The organism is Pseudoteredinibacter isoporae, assembly GCF_011602085.1.
GTDB lineage: Bacteria > Pseudomonadota > Gammaproteobacteria > Pseudomonadales > Cellvibrionaceae > Pseudoteredinibacter > Pseudoteredinibacter isoporae.
Genome location: NZ_JAAONY010000003.1, coordinates 228,447 through 243,283 on the forward strand (window position 1 = coordinate 228,447; position 14,837 = coordinate 243,283).

A 14,837-nucleotide genomic window follows, 5' to 3' on the forward strand; every position below is an offset into this window, starting at 1 on the left:
CCTTTGTTGCTCGTAACTGAATGATATTTAGCTAAAACTGTCGACGAACTCTTGTATCAGCTGCCCGGAAATACTTTCCCTTGGGGGAACAAGAGGCAATTGGCTGTAATGATACCAGCCAGCTTCGGCAATTTCCTCTTCATCGATAAGGATATCGCCCGATTTGTACTCGGCCCTGAAACCGAGCATTAACTGGCCAGGAAATGGCCAGGATTGGCTCCCCTGATAGGTCAGCTCATGCACCGTAATGCCGACCTCTTCAAAAACTTCACGGGAGACGCATTGCTCAGCACTCTCTCCCGCCTCAATGAAGCCTGCCAGGCAACTGAACATCGGTGTTTTATAACGCTGATGGCGTGCCAACAGGCAGTACTCGCCACGACTTACCAACACAATGATACAAGGGGAAATTCGGGGATAACTGTGCAAGCCGCAATTGTCGCAGGCACGAGCACGGTCTTTGGGATGGTAATGGGTCACATGGCCACAGTGACCACAAAAGCGATGATTGCGGTCCCACTGGCAAATCTGGCTGGCGCGTCCCAGAAGTTCAAATTCCGCTTCATTCAGATGAGGCAGAAGCTGGCGTAAACCCTGCCACTGGCCATTCTGCATCGCATCGCTGGATTCCAAATAGATTGCAAAGTAATCCTGACCATCGAATTCGGCAACATAATGAACATCGTCGAGGCCGAGCCCCAATGCCTCGGCGTTGCCCTGCCACCAGTCAAAGCCGACGGTCTGCCAGTGTTGATCGCTGGCCCAGACACCCTCCTCGGCAATCAATAAAATCGCGCAACCCGCTTTAAAATTTTGCGCGGCTTTACCCAGATCCTGCGGGTGAACAATTCGACTCATTCTTCTTCAGCCGGCACGGAAACCGGAAAGCCGAGAGACATCATGCTTTCTTCGCCGAGAATCAAAATCGATTCATCAGCCTGCTGCAACGCACCGTAGCTGGCAAGATAATATTCAAGGCTGATGATGGCATCGGCCAGGGTTTCCAATAAGGTATCCAGAGCCGGTGGCTGCGCACCAGAGAGTAAAATTTGATCAACAAACTGCTGAATGGAGTCCACCATCGCACCGGCACGCTTCAGACTGATCATGTTCAAGCCGCCGCGCACACTCGTAATGGTGTGACTGATATTGCCAATGTGATTAAGATCGTAATTCGCTTCGGAATAGGAAGACAAAGCACGCTTGACCATCATCAGACCCGACTGACTTTCGGCAATGACAATCGCCTCGGCTTCGGCCAGTTGGTTACCCGCCACCGCTTCACGTGTGGCCAAATGGTTAAGCTGATCCAGATTGTCATCTGACAGGGACAAATTCTCCAAACCGGCGACAGTGCTTTCGACATAAACCAGGGCGTCTGCAACGGCCACAAGGCCTTCACTCTCGTATTCCACTTCGCCGTCGTGCCAGTCCTGAATCTTTTTCACCTGTTCGCGCATAATTTCATGGGCACGACTGAGGCCAAGCACCGACAAAGCATCGGTAATGCGCTCCAACGTAGCAATCAGCTCTTCAAAATCAACGATCAGGTTTTCGCCAGCCTGTGAGGCCATCTCCAGAATGGATTGACTGACTTTAAACTCTTCCGCCAGCGCCTGCACCACAGAATGCACAGTGTTCAAACTCGGGCCATGCAACTCCGACTGGAACTTCTTGAGTTCAACTTCACTGTACCATGGAGTTTCGGACAGACATTCCTGTAATTGTTCCGTCAGTTCTTCATCAGGTAAGCCCTGGCTGGCCAGATACAGCAGCTCGCGCAGCAATTCCAGCTTCGGAGGCTGATCCAGTACCGCTTCACCTTCCTGTTGCAAACGGCGAATTTCGCGATCGATGTTTCGCAATAAAATCTTGCGGCCGGCGGTCAGGGTAACACCCTGCTGCAGAGCATTTACCGCCGCACCGGCAACCCACCAAAACGTCGCAAAGCGATATCCACCGCAAATGGCTTGCAATCGCTGCAAGGAACGCTCCATTAAGCCCAGGGCATTCATATTCGGTGATCGAATGGTCTGTAACAAGCCCAGCTGGTACATATGACGCAGCCGACGACACAGACCACTGAACTCTTCCCGAATACTGCTGCTGCTTTTATCCGGCGCTTTTAATACATGCAGGTTAGCGGGAAAGAAGTAACTTTCCGGCAGTGGCGCCTGCTGGCTGCAAGCGCGCAATTCATTAATCTGGGGTAACAGTAAATCCGGCAGATTCAACTTGCGCTGCGCGGTCAGCTCCAGATAGCGAGGTAAAATAAACAGACTGGCACTGATTGCGGCAAAATCATCGGTGCCAACGGCACGCCCCTGAGAAATGGCTTCCAGTAAACGCAGTAATTCACTGCTGAGCAGCTCCACGCCACTCAGTTGCACCATACGCAATGCCCCATGAATTTGGGACACCAGTGCGATGGCGTCATTGAGAAGGTCCATATTGTCGGTTTCGCGGCTGAACTGCTCCAGCTTTACGACCGCCATCTCAACGTTGGAATTGAGCTCAGGGGAGACCAAACTCAGAGAAACGAGTTGTTTGTATAAATCCGTCACCGCATATTACCTTCTGGGCGATTCCTATCCTGCGAATCCCTGCACGACCACATCTTCGTGTAGCTCGGCAGCGGATTGCTTTCTCCTGACTAAAAACGCGCCAACTGGCGCATTTATATACAAAACGCCCCGGCATCATTCAAATATAGGGCATTACTTGTTGTAGCGATAACTCTGCTCATGGAGCAGTCTATCGCGATTATTGAATTCATTTTCGGACGCGGTCGACAGAAGCCCTGATCGCGCGGAAAAAATCAAAGGCGACAGTAACATAGACGGGTAAAAGCTGGCTAGCTGGAGAGCGATAGAACGCGAATTGACGCCTGTTTAATCTTTTTCTGGTGCTTTATTAGGCGCCCACTGGTCAGAAAGTAATCCATTTTGAAGTAAAGGTGCTAATAATCTCGTAATTACCGCCGCTGTAGGATAAAGCGGTGGATTTCTGGCGGTGAATGTCTAAAATCAACGCAACCTTCGATGATGATAGCAACAGCTAAGGATTCTTATAATGACCAAAACCATGGGCCAGGCGCTCACCAGCAATTTTCTCGGGCATGCCCCGGACTGGTATAAAAAAGCCATTATCGCCTTCTTAGTCATCAACCCTATTCTGATGGTAACTGTCGGTAAATACATCACCGGCTGGATCATCATTCTGGAATTTATCTTTACGCTGGCAATGGCGCTGAAATGTTACCCATTGCAACCGGGTGGATTACTGGCCATTGAAGCCATCGCCATGGGCATGGCCACGCCCGAAGCCGTTAAAGACGAGCTGTTTGCTAACTTCCCGGTTATTTTACTGCTGATGTTTATGGTCGCAGGTATCTTCTTTATGAAGGACTTGCTGCTCTACGTCTTCACCAAAATTCTTCTGGGCATACGCTCGAAGATGCTGTTGTCATTTTTATTCTGTTTCGCCTCAGCATTTTTATCTGCCTTCCTCGATGCACTGACCGTAACGGCCGTATTGATTACCGTCGCCGTTGGCTTTTATTCGGTTTACCACAAGATCGCATCCGGTAAGAAGTTTCACCATGACCACGATCACGGCCAGGACGAAGAAGTTTACGAGTACCACCGTGAAGATCTGGATAAGTTTCGCTCTTTCCTGCGCAGCCTGATCATGCATGGCGCAGTCGGTACCGCTCTGGGTGGTGTTTGTACCGTAGTTGGCGAACCTCAGAACCTGTTGATTGCCAACGTTGCCGGCTGGGACTTCATGACCTTCGTTAAGGTGATGGCACCGGTAACGATGCCTGTGCTGGCAGCTGGTCTGGTTACCTGCCTGCTTCTTGAGAAAACCGGCTGGTTTGGCTATGGCGCCACCCTGCCGGAGTCTGTGCGCAACGTTCTGGAAGACTTCGCTGAAGAAGAAGACAAGAAACGCTCCATTAAAGACAAGGCGGCCTTGATCGTTCAAGCGGTTGTCGGCGTTATTCTGGTGGTTGCGCTGGCGCAACATATTGCCGAGGTGGGCCTGATTGGCTTGATGATCATCGTATTGCTGACGGCATTTAACGGCATTATTGACGAGCACCAAATCGGTCACGCGTTTGAAGAGGCCCTGCCCTTTACCGCATTGTTGGCCGTGTTCTTTGCCATCGTTGCCGTGATTCACGCACAGCATCTGTTTGAGCCAATTACGGCACTGGTTCTTTCCCTGGAAACGGAACAACAAGCACCGATGCTGTTTTTGGCAAACGGCATTCTGTCCATGATTTCCGATAACGTGTTCGTTGCAACCGTTTACATCAACGAGATCAAAGTGGCTCTGGATTCCGGCTCTATTACCAAAGAACATTTTGATAAGCTGGCGATTGCCATTAACACCGGCACCAACTTGCCATCGGTAGCCACTCCAAATGGTCAAGCAGCCTTTCTGTTCTTGCTGACCTCTGCACTGGCGCCATTGATTCGCTTGTCTTACGGCCGCATGGTGATCATGGCTCTGCCCTATACTTTTGTACTGGGCGGCGTTGGTCTCGCTTGCGTTATTGCCTACGTATAAATCCTGAAAAAGGGCAGCATCCGCTGCCCTTTTTTCTGAATTCTATTTTTATCTCTACACTTCGATTTCTTACGCTTTCAATCGCAATCTCTGCAACATCATGGCGACGATTTACAGTATTGGCTATGCCACTAAAAGCTACTCAAGCTTTCTCGAACAACTTCAATGTTATCAGATAAACGCCCTTGTCGATGTTCGCTCAGTGCCCTTCAGTGCTCGTTTTAAAGAGTACGATCAACCCAATCTGCAACGCACTTTGAGAGCAGAAAATATTCATTATATTTATATGGGTGATCTGCTGGGCCCACGCTCGAAGGACCCCGCGCACTACAGCGAAAATCGTCAGATTGATTTCGACAAACTCAAGCAGAGTCATCTGTTTTTGCAGGGCATAGAACGCTTGAAACAGGGTCTGGAAAAGGAATACACCATTGCTATGATGTGCGCCGAAAAAGACCCGGCCAGCTGTCATCGCAGTTTATTGATAGCCAAATTTATTGAGGAACAAATTGACTGGAGCGTCGAACACATTCTGCACGATGGAGAACTGGAAAATCAGCAGGCGCTGATGAATCGTCTGGTCGAGGATCAGGGCTTATGTTGTGACATGCTCAGTGATGAAGCCACTATCACCCGGCAAGCCTATGAGGCGCAATGCCGGGCGGTGAATTATAAACGGCCGGAATGAGTGAAAAGAAAGCCAGTCCCAATGAAAACCCGTACCTAAGCTGGCATCTCAAGGGCTTCGCGACTTACCACGACTCCATTGCTGTCGGCGTATACATATTCGCCGGGAATAAAATCCACTCCCGCAAACATTACCGGAACGTTTAAATCACCCAAGCCCCGCTTTTCGGTTTTCAATGGAATGGTACCCATTGCCTGCACACCCAAATCCAGAGTCGCCATTACAGCAGCATCGCGAATACAACCGTAGATAATGATGCCCTCCCATCCGTTCTTAACCGCGTTCTCAGCAATCATATCCCCCAACAAGGCACGACGCAGCGAGCCACCACCATCGACAACCATCACCTTGCCGCGCCCGTCGGTGCCGGCCTGCTCTTTGACCAGAGAATTGTCTTCGTGGCATTTAATGGTCACGATTTGACCGCCGAAATTTTCCCGGCCGCCAAAATTGCGAGTGATGGTTGGAATGGTGACACGAACCAGATCGGGGTAGGCGTCGCATAAATCGGGGGTAGCAATAGTCATCGGATTTCCCTTGGCGAGAGACTGAAAAGTCCATCTTAGCAGGCAAGACCGAAAACCAAAGCTATAGCCGTTATTCAGGAGATTTATGGTTTTGAGATGATTTATATTCTGAAGATGTGGATCAACCGCTGGCGCACTTAAAGCTCAATCCCCAGAGTATCTCCATCATAGGCGAGCGGATATCGGCTTAATCGCAGGCTGGGCTGTTCGACACACTGCAAATCACTCAGGCGAAATCCCATGCCGTGGGCGGGGCAACGCAATATTTGCCCGTCACAGCTGCCATGGGCCAGGGAACGTCCCGCGTGGGGACAACGAGCGTCCAGAAGATAGCTGCGGCCGTTTTCCTGGATCAGAAGGATCTCACGGCCGGCAATACGGAAGCTGGCTCGATAGCCATCAACAAGCTGGTGCAATTTGATCAGTGGGTAAAAGGCCAAGCGGAAGCTCCAACTGCCCAAACCATTGTTCCAGGGGCTGCCAGAACGCCTCAAGTCGATCAACCGCGGCAAGCTGCTCCAACAAGGCTTCCGCCTCATCAGATCCCCCATCCAGACGAGTAAGCTTGCCCTGCTCCAACAGTTTAAGCAAGCCGGCATCGCCCCTTTGGGCGTCCTCAGACCTCTGCATTGCCAGGGGAAGCCCCAATGCTCCCACCGCTGACCACAGATCAATATTCAAGCTGCGACCGCGACGCCCGAATACGCCCTGCTCACGCCAGAGCTGGTGACGCAATGCTTTGGGTTCAAGCTCAGGCCCCAAATCGCCATTGCGGGCATCACTGAAGCTGACCATATCAGCCAGGTGATTGGCCAACGGTAAGCGACGCAAGCTCCCCGAAGGGAATGGATCACCAATGCCCACCGCCGCCGCCAGAGAAGTTTCCAGCAAGGCACCGCTGGCAAGTGACATCAATAAGGCACCAAAGCCTTCAGCGTGCCCAAGCCACAAAGGAGGACGCCCACAAACCTCCGCAACAAAAGCTACGGCAGCAGGAATATCATAACGGGCATAGTCAGCGAGAGTATTGGATTCAAAACTTTCATTCAAAACGGACAAGCCATGACCACGGGCGTCTAACAACCAGACATCAAGTCCTTGACGCGCAAGCATCGGACCCAGGCCGGAATAATTTTCACCCAACCACATCTGATGATTTTGATAACAGCCATGAAACAGAATCAACGGCGGATGCTCGATGTGCGAAATCTCTCTGGCACCAATACGCGTAATGGCCAGCTCAACACTTTTATCCGGACTGTTATTAGGTTTGATTACGTACACGTCCTCAAGCAAGTCGCCTCGGGACTCAGCACTTTCTAAACGGACAGGAAATAATCGGCTGCTACTTTTCACTCGTTATCCTTTTTTATCACCCTGGAGGTCTTGCTTTTTTTGTTCGACGAGAGCTCGCTTGATGAGCGGCTGTTCTCGGTGATTATTTTTCGTTTGACTGATTTTTATACTCTAGCAAATAACCACAATGTAGCCTGAACAAGTATAGGTGAAATATCGGAATCGCCAGAAAAATATTCAGAAAAAATCAGAATATTTTTCTATAAGACAACCCTCGGCTTAATCGGAAAATTTTTATCGTTACAATTGAAACACTTGCAAGATGATGCTCAGCTGAATATTGAGCTTTTCTCTCCAAACCCTTGTCTATAGAGCTATCCCACATGACAAAAATATGTCTGCACAGAAGGATTTTACGTGGAAGATAAATGGGAGGCTATTACAGAAAATAACACGGTTCCGCCCCAAGCTGAGCAACGTCGATTCAAAACTTCCACGACGATTTTGCTCTATCTCAGGCATACCGTTAAAATGCGAGGTTTTAGCCAGCAACGCGGCCGCCAAAACCCTTATGCTTTGTTTCGATTTACCTTATTTTCCAGATAGCGCCGAATTATTCAAGCGCATTTCAGGTTTAAATGATGCCGTTTGGCTGGACAGTTGCTGTCATGGCGAGCGCAGTGGGCGTTACGACATTATGTCTGCCCTGCCCCTGCGCAAGCTGATCCATGAAAACGGCACAAGCTTCATCTGCGAAGAAGGCGACAAACGGGAATTCCACGGCGACTTTTTTGAACTGCTTGACCAGCAAATTCAGAGCTTACCCAGTGAGTGCGCCAATAACCATATTTTTTGCGGCGGCTTAATTGGTTACATCAGTTACGATTTCGGGATGCAATTGCCGTTTAATAAAGTAACCGCCAGTCCGAATAAGCTGCCGCTAGCCGATGCTCAACTGGGGCTCTATAGCTGGGCGCTGGTGCAAGACCATCACAGCCAACGCAGCTGGTGCCTGGGGCCTGACATCGGCCCGGAACAACACACCATAATCGCCGATATCGTTGCCCGCTGTCAGTGTCCACCTCAGCCAGAAACGCTTGAAGAAGGCTACCGCTGCGATCCGTTTCGAGCACAGATTAACGCTGAAGAATATGCACAAAAAATCGACCGAATACAGGACTATATTCAAGCTGGCGACTGCTACCAGGTAAACTTTGCCCAGAAGTTCAGTGCCCATTTCCAAGGCTCAGCCCTCAGCGCCTATCTCAAGTTGCGACAGGCACTGCCCTCGCCCTTCAGCGCCTTTATGCAGCTTGATAAAGGTGCCATTCTCAGCCACTCACCAGAGCGCTTTATCCGCGTCCAGGGCGATCAGGTGGAGACCAAGCCAATCAAGGGCACCATTCCCCGGGGCCACGACAGCGAGAGCGATCGACAACTGGCTCGCGAACTCCAGGGCAGCGAAAAGGACCGGGCTGAAAACCTGATGATTGTGGATCTGCTGAGAAACGACCTCAGCCGCAACTGCAAGCTTGGCAGCGTGCGTGTCCCCGAACTGTTTGCCCTCGAAAGCTACCCCAATGTCCATCATCTGGTGAGCACCATCACCGGCAGCCTGACCGATGATGCCAGCGCCCTGGAGTTGTTGCGCGACAGCTTCCCCGGCGGCTCAATCACAGGCGCCCCCAAAAAGCGGGCCATGGAGATTATCGCAGAGCTGGAACAGGACGCCCGCTCCGTCTATTGCGGCAGCATGGTGTATATCAGCGCCAACGGCAATATGGACAGTTCGATCACCATTCGCACCCTGGTGGACGATGGCGAGGGACAGGTGCATTGCTGGGGCGGAGGCGGCATTACTGCCGATTCCAACAGCCACTCGGAGTATCAGGAAAGCCTGACCAAAGTCATGAAGCTGTTAACCACCCTCGAGAACAACGCCCCCTAGGCGACGGATAAAGGCCTGAGCCCAGATCGCGGAACGGCGGATACAAAAACGGCGGCTATTAAGCCGCCGTTTTCAGTTGGTACGCATATCAGGCAACGTTTAGAAACGATAGCCCAAATCCACACCAACCATACGCGGCAAACGACGCGCCACGGTGTGAGAACCTACCGCACTGCCTGGGCCGGTATAATCCAACAGATCTTCTTCATCGGTCAGATTGTTCGCCCACAGAGCCACGCTCCAGGTATCATCGGAACTGATCAGGCTGATACGAGCATTGACGGTAAAGTAATCCTCGATTTCCTCACCACGCAGCTGACCAATACGGTCGTCTACCCAGTTATAGTCACCGCGGAAAACCAGGTCGCCCATACTCACAGGTACCGTGTACTCACCCATAATGTAGAATTTGTGCTCGGGCGTATTCGCCAACGGCTGACCAGTTTGGTCGCGCTCGCCAAAGATCACGTCGTAACGAGTGATTTCAGTATCCAGGAAGCTGTAGTTCGCCGACATAAAGAAGGCATCCGTTACAGACCAGTACAATTCCATGTCCACACCTTTGCCCTCGGCATCGGCAGTGGTGATGTTGTAGCTTGGAATCGCATTCGCCGGACCAATCAATTGCAGATCCTGCTTGTTATCGTACTCGTAGAAGTAGGCCGCAACGTTGTAGCGCAGGTCACCTTCCAGGAAATCGCCTTTAAAGCCGACTTCATAGTTGGTCACCTCTTCCTGATCAAAGGTTGGCTTAATACCCGGACCAAAGCTCAAGCTGTTGAAACCACCGGATTTAAAGCCGGTTGATACACTGCCGTAAACCATCGCGTCCTGGCTGATAAAGTAATCCACCACAAAGCGGCCAGAGAGCGCATCCCAGTCTTCGTCATAACGCTGAATGACATTGCCACCATCGTTACCCGCATTAAAGAAGAACAAACCCAGTGGCAACGGCTGCCCCAGAATATTGGTCAGGAAACTGTTTTCCGGACGATAACCGGTCTGCACCGTGAAAGTTTTCTCGTCGTAGGTGTAACGCAGGCCTGCACTGATGTTCACAGAATCATTCAGCGCGTAGGTGAAATCGGTGTACAAAGCCGTGCTCTCATAAGTACCGGTATTGCGTACTGATTCATGCCAGGCCGGATCGTTGCTTAAACGCGCCTGAATCTGGGGCAGCAAACAACCACCAATGGCCGCCGTTGGCCCCGCCGCAACGGCAACATCACCGGCATTGCTCGGGCCACAGCTAACCAAGTGCAAGGCACCGTATGGGCTGCTTGGGTTAAATGGGTTAGGGTTCGCCGCGTAAGCAGAGAACAAAAAGCTGGACAAGGCCAAGCCGTCGAGGCCGGCACCGACCAGAGTGCTGCGTACGCCATTAACCACCTCGGCAACTTCCTGCTCAGTGGAATTGGCATTGATACCCAGCTGGGCGCCGGAAATTTGAACCGGGGAAGCCAGCAAGGCATCCGGATTTGCCGACAATGCATTATAAATTGCAAAGTTTTCCAGCATGTTGGTCGTCGCGGTAGCTTCGGTGATGTGATCCACATGCTCTTTACTGTAAGCCGCACCCACGGTCCACTTCAGGTCTTCCCATTCGCCGACCAGACGGAATTCCTGGGAGATCTGATCCTGATCATCGATGTTTTCAGATGAGAAATGGTGACCCGGATCGGAAGAACCGTCTTCATCATTCACAAAGTTAACGTTCATGGAACGATAAGCTGTGATCGATGTGAACGTCGCTGACTCAAACTCGTGATTGATTTCGATGGACGTACCAAACAGGTCACGTTCTTCCAGAGAGGTGGTGTCCAGAGACACATCGCCGTACAGATCGAATGGACCATTCACATTACCCGCAGCGAATACACTTTGCGTGGTGGTGTAGACGGTACCGGAATTTTGCGATAACTCGCTGTACTCACCGCGCCAGATTACCTCGGTGTCGTCGGTTGCATCCCAACGAATCGAACCGCGCACAGACTGACTGTCAACATCGTTCAGATCCGGGCCATTCACATTATTCAGATAACCATTGCGATTGTTTACTGTGCCACTTAGACGCGCAGCAACCGTATCGCTGATGGGTTGATTAATCACAAAGCTGGCTTTTTTCTTGCCGTAATTGCCAAGGCTCAAGTTGATGGCACGCTCGGCTTCATCACCTGGCTTTTTGGTAATGTAGTGAATCGCGCCACCTGTGGCGTTACGACCAAACAAAGTACCTTGGGGGCCTTTCAGGATTTCGATGCGTTCAACATCCTCCAGAGGAATTTCGGCGCCAGCACCACGTGCGGCATATACGCCGTCAACGTATAGAGCAATCGCCGGATCAGAACCCACCGTAAAGTCGTCGGTTTGAATGCCGCGAACATTGTAGTTGGCCTGGGTAACGCTTTCATTATTCATCTCAACACCCGCCGTCGCACGGCCAATGTCACTGATGCTTTCGGCGCCCATTTCTTTCAGGGAGTCACCACTGAAAGCGGAAATGGAAATTGGAACATCCTGCAAGTTTTGTTCACGCTTTTGCGCGGTAACCACGACCTCTTCCAACAAGGAAGACGCTTGAACCCATACCGGCGTTGCAGCGACAGCGCTAAACGCGACAGCAACCGACAGGCTTTTAACGGGAAACGGAATTCGATTGTGTTTCATACTCTTCTCAAAAATATTGTTCTAAAAATAAGCAATAGCTAAAACAGTAAAAAGCGAATTATTATAGAACAGCCATGTCAATTAAGACTTTCCAAGACTCCCATTTACACTGTCTTTTTTCGCCACTTTAATTTACATACAAAGCAATAAGATTATTTTTAAAACAGCATGAATGCTTTTTGCACAAAATAAATCGCATCTCGCTTCCCTGCCCAAACCTCAATTAAAAAAGCTTTTCGTATTTTTAGATAATCAATTTTGAAAGTATTACGCATTTATTACTGAAATGAATAATTTATGCCCCGAAATGAAAAACCCTTTCCACAAAAGACCGGCATAAAAAAAGCCGGCGCAAAGGCCGGCTTTTTGCATAAGTTCAGACTTTAGAATTAGAAGTCTGCACTGACGCGCATATACCAGAAGGCACCATTGAAGCCAAACGGCGAAGTGATCGCATGCTGCTGCCCCAGGAAGTTCAGAACACCATTGCCTTCACGATCAGGGTATTCATCAAAGATGTTTTCACCACCGATTGCCACAGTGTACTTATCGTCAAAGACAACACGTGCTTCCAAGTCAACCAGTACGGCACTGCCATAGCTGAATACATCACTGCCATCGCCAGGGCCGAACAAGCCGCCAGTAGATTTCCAATCACCGTAGCGATTCACACGCAACAGACCCTCGAAAATATCCTGGGTGTAATTGAAGCTCAACACACTGTTGTGCTCAGGCACCTGGTTTTCCAGATCGAAAACACGACCGTTATTAATGGTACCAGGCTTAATGTCAGATACATCCTGCTGGTTGTAGTTGTGGCGGAAATCCACATCCAAACGACCATCACCCAATTCAAATGAACTGTGAATGTTCAAATCGATACCGGAGACGTTGGACTCAAAACCGTTCACAAAGAAGTTACCGTTACTGCCCTGCAGCAAAGACGCATTCGGGATACCGGCGGCCTGCAGTTGCGCCAACTCAGCATCACCAATGGTGAAGTTCTGTAACGCAATACGGTCTTCGATAGTAATGTCGTAGAAGTCCATGGTAATGGTGGTGCTGTCACCCGGCGTGTACACAAAGCCAATGGTGTAGCTGGTGGACTCTTCCGGCGTCAGGTTCTGGGCACCCAGAGCCACAGCGATAGGATGATTCACAGGGTAAGTACCGCTTGGAATCAGGTTACCGCTGGAATCGGACGTTGTGGTGACGTTCAGAGTGTTCACCTGACCAGGCGTTGGAGCACGGAAACCAGTGTTGGCTGTCGCACGAACCGCGAATTGCTCGGTGAATTCAAAACGACCGGAAATTTTCCAATCCAGAGTTGAACCAAACTCTTCAAAGTCTTCGTAACGCAAAGCAACCGCACCAGACAATTGATCGGTCAAGTCGGTTTCGGCGTCGACATAAACTGCGTAACTTTCACTGTCAAAAGTACCGGCAGATTCAACCGGGAAGCCCTGGAAACCATCGGAACCCAAACCAAAAATGGTGGTGGTTGGGCCAGCCTGAATTGAGGCAGCATCACCGGCACCGATTTTGTAGGACTCTTCACGCCACTCAAAACCAAAACCAAGGTTCAATGGAGAGTCGTCCCAGGTTTTCACGAAATCAGCGTTCAAACCGGTTTCTTCCTGAGTCAGAGTACCGGGTTTAAAGCTGGTCGGAGACAAGCGACCCAAACTTGGGTTAATACTTTGCTGCAGAACGTATTCCACTTCGTTTTCCGCAGAACGTACGCGCACATCCCAGGTCAAGTTAGGATTAAATTCACCTTTCGCACCCAGAACCACACCGTAGTCACTGATATTCGCACCAAACAATGGGCTGTAACCACCCGGGAACAATTCATGAATCGGGTTGCGCAGAACAAAACCACTTGGGCTGTTGCTGTCAGCTGTCAGGTAATCAGCAGGGTTCAAACCCTGATTCACAATGCTGTTCACGATATCCGCAGAGGCATTGTCAGGCAAACCATCACCATCGGCATCGATTTGCAAGGTCGTGCGTGCCGCAATGTTTTGTTGATCAGCAGCGTTTGGCAATACCGGCGTACGGTAGAAGAAACCAGACAGGGTTTCGTTGTCCAGGTAAGAGAAATTACCGTAAATTTCTGTGGTCTCGTTGATATCGATACCCGCGTTCACAAACAGCTTCAGGGCTTCGATATCCGGGTCACCCCAACGCTGACCAAAACCGTTGTATGGCACATTGCTGTCACCCACGATATCGCCAACAGAAGCGGCATCAGGACGCGGCGTGCCACGGCTGGTGATGTCAGAAGCGCTGTATTCTACGGTGGTATTGATAAAACCATTTTCAGTCAACGGCAAACCAAAGTTCGCACTCACCATGGAACGCTCACCGTCGCCTTCGCTGTACTCACCGTACTGCGCAGCCAGACTGAAGCCTTCGTTGGAATCGTTCAATACCAGGTTCACTACACCGGCAATGGCGTCAGAACCGTACTGTGCCGATGCACCGTCACGCAGAACTTCAACGCGCTTGATCGCGGCGGATGGGAAGGCAGAAAAGTCCACACCTTGCGAACCCTGGTTAGTTGTACCCAAGGGTGCCAGCTGCAAGTTAACCAGTGCAGAACGATGGCGACGAGTACCATTCACTGTGACCAAGGTATGGTCTGGTGACAAATTACGCAGAGTCACCGGTCGCACAAAAGCGGTACCATCAGCGATTGGAAAACGCTGAGTATTCAGAGACGGAGCAACTTTGGTTAGAGAATCGGTTAGGTTAAAAGACGCTTGTTGGCCCAGCTCACTACCACCCATCACATCGATTGGGGACAGTGTTTCTTCAGGGGACAAGCCTTCTTTACGAGTACCAATGGTGACAACTTCTTCGAGTAACTGATCATCACTATTGATCTGCGCTACCGTGGTGTTAGCACTGGCAGCAACAGCAATCGCGAGGGCCGATTTTAAAAACAGGCGCTGCGAATTCTTGCGGTTAGACATGGATGCTCTCCTATCACATGACCCATTTGGGTCGATTATTATTTTTAGGGAGGTCTGGCAGTGAATGTTTTTTGTTCATTCTTGTCTCTACCAGCCCGCTATGGTGCCGCGCTAATTCTTTATATTGCGCCCCACCTTAGACGATGGGTAACACAGAA

Annotated in this window: 10 protein-coding genes; 3 read left to right on the forward strand and 7 right to left on the reverse strand. The window is 50.5% G+C overall.

Annotation, left to right across the window (positions count from 1 at the left end):
- Positions 1–27 precede the first annotated feature (27 nt).
- Together nudC and G8768_RS17355 are read right to left on the reverse strand one after the other, a co-directional pair.
- Positions 28–858, reverse strand: a complete 831-nt coding sequence (gene nudC / locus G8768_RS17350; protein WP_166843684.1) for an NAD(+) diphosphatase — start codon at positions 856–858, stop codon at positions 28–30.
- Positions 855–2,564 (reverse strand): FimL-related protein, encoded by a 1,710-nt coding sequence (locus tag G8768_RS17355; protein ID WP_166843683.1) that lies wholly within the window; start codon positions 2,562–2,564, stop codon positions 855–857. Before G8768_RS17355 ends, nudC begins: the two co-directional genes overlap by 4 nt.
- Before the next feature lie 508 nt (positions 2,565–3,072).
- On the opposite strand from G8768_RS17355, the gene nhaB reads away from it, so the two are divergent.
- Together nhaB and G8768_RS17365 are read left to right on the forward strand one after the other, a co-directional pair.
- Complete coding sequence (gene nhaB, locus G8768_RS17360; protein WP_166843682.1) at positions 3,073–4,575, forward strand: sodium/proton antiporter NhaB; 1,503 nt, start codon at positions 3,073–3,075, stop codon at positions 4,573–4,575.
- A gap of 100 nt (positions 4,576–4,675) precedes the next feature.
- Entirely contained in the window at positions 4,676–5,263 is a 588-nt protein-coding gene (locus tag G8768_RS17365; RefSeq protein WP_166843681.1) for a DUF488 domain-containing protein, read from the forward strand.
- Between the two features lie 35 nt (positions 5,264–5,298).
- Here the strand turns inward: G8768_RS17365 and rraA are convergent, their stop codons facing one another.
- From rraA to G8768_RS21090, 3 genes are all read right to left on the reverse strand, one after another.
- Entirely contained in the window at positions 5,299–5,790 is a 492-nt protein-coding gene (gene rraA, locus G8768_RS17370) for a ribonuclease E activity regulator RraA (protein ID WP_166843680.1), read from the reverse strand.
- A 137-nt stretch (positions 5,791–5,927) separates the two neighbouring features.
- Positions 5,928–6,230, reverse strand: coding sequence for a Rieske (2Fe-2S) protein (locus tag G8768_RS17375; RefSeq protein WP_166843679.1), 303 nt, complete (start codon positions 6,228–6,230; stop codon positions 5,928–5,930).
- A complete protein-coding gene (locus tag G8768_RS21090) occupies positions 6,190–7,146 on the reverse strand; it encodes an alpha/beta fold hydrolase (RefSeq protein WP_166843678.1) in 957 nt (318 codons plus the stop codon). The genes G8768_RS17375 and G8768_RS21090 overlap by 41 nt, the downstream gene beginning before the upstream one ends.
- Positions 7,147–7,657: 511 nt before the next feature.
- Between G8768_RS21090 and pabB the strand changes: the two genes are divergently transcribed.
- Positions 7,658–9,034: an aminodeoxychorismate synthase component I gene (gene pabB / locus G8768_RS17385; protein WP_166843677.1), complete on the forward strand. Its 1,377-nt coding sequence runs from the start codon at positions 7,658–7,660 to the stop codon at positions 9,032–9,034.
- Between the two features lie 99 nt (positions 9,035–9,133).
- On the opposite strand, the gene G8768_RS17390 is transcribed toward pabB, so the two are convergent.
- Together G8768_RS17390 and G8768_RS17395 are read right to left on the reverse strand one after the other, a co-directional pair.
- Positions 9,134–11,701, reverse strand: a complete 2,568-nt coding sequence (locus G8768_RS17390; protein WP_166843676.1) for a TonB-dependent receptor — start codon at positions 11,699–11,701, stop codon at positions 9,134–9,136.
- Positions 11,702–12,090: 389 nt separating this feature from the next.
- Positions 12,091–14,679: a TonB-dependent receptor plug domain-containing protein gene (locus tag G8768_RS17395; protein WP_166843675.1), complete on the reverse strand. Its 2,589-nt coding sequence runs from the start codon at positions 14,677–14,679 to the stop codon at positions 12,091–12,093.
- Positions 14,680–14,837 lie beyond the last annotated feature (158 nt).

Bases quoted from the DNA above. Each gene is read 5' to 3' on its own strand.
- nudC (WP_166843684.1), bottom strand. From the start codon at position 858: ATGAGTCGAATTGTTCACCCGCAGGATCTGGGTAAAGCCGCGCAAAAT.
- nhaB (WP_166843682.1), top strand. From the start codon at position 3,073: ATGACCAAAACCATGGGCCAGGCGCTCACCAGCAATTTTCTCGGGCAT.
- G8768_RS17365 (WP_166843681.1), top strand. From the start codon at position 4,676: ATGGCGACGATTTACAGTATTGGCTATGCCACTAAAAGCTACTCAAGC.
- rraA (WP_166843680.1), bottom strand. From the start codon at position 5,790: ATGACTATTGCTACCCCCGATTTATGCGACGCCTACCCCGATCTGGTT.
- pabB (WP_166843677.1), top strand. From the start codon at position 7,658: ATGCTTTGTTTCGATTTACCTTATTTTCCAGATAGCGCCGAATTATTC.
- G8768_RS17390 (WP_166843676.1), bottom strand. From the start codon at position 11,701: ATGAAACACAATCGAATTCCGTTTCCCGTTAAAAGCCTGTCGGTTGCT.
- G8768_RS17395 (WP_166843675.1), bottom strand. From the start codon at position 14,679: ATGTCTAACCGCAAGAATTCGCAGCGCCTGTTTTTAAAATCGGCCCTC.